This is a genomic window from Desulfurellaceae bacterium, from assembly GCA_021296095.1.
Classification (GTDB): Bacteria; Desulfobacterota; Binatia; order Bin18; family Bin18; genus JAAXHF01.
The window spans coordinates 31793-32132 of the sequence record JAGWBB010000022.1 but is presented as its reverse complement, the minus strand read 5'-3'; the positions used below and the strand labels follow the sequence as shown (position 1 = coordinate 32132).

1 protein-coding gene is annotated in these 340 nt (G+C 71.5%); it reads left to right on the top strand.

The genetic code is table 11. From position 1 onward, the window contains the following. Positions 1 to 153 precede the first annotated feature (153 nt). The coding region (locus J4F42_07380; GenBank protein ID MCE2485318.1) for a hypothetical protein at positions 154 to 340 on the top strand (187 nt) is incomplete at its 3' end.

Below are 340 nucleotides of genomic sequence, written 5' to 3'. Positions count from 1 at the left end.
AGTACGAGCCCGTCCTGGTGCCCCATCCGATTCAGCCCAAGCTGCCGGACGAGGTGCGCGGGCTGGTGGACGGCGTGGTTGATCAGATTGTGGCCAAGCTGCTGAGAGCCAAAGCGCGCCAGGCAGCCTGACCGCGCCGACCGAGAGCGACCGATGCCGACCGTTATCGCCACCGGCCTGGCCTTTCCCGAGGGTCCGGTGTGGGCGGCCGACGGCAGCCTGTACGTCACCGAGATTCGGGCCGGGCAGATCCGGCACATCGCTCCTGACGGCGGGCTGTCGGTGTTCGCCCGACCGGGCGGCGGACCGAACGGTGCGGCCCGCGGACCCGACGGCGCCC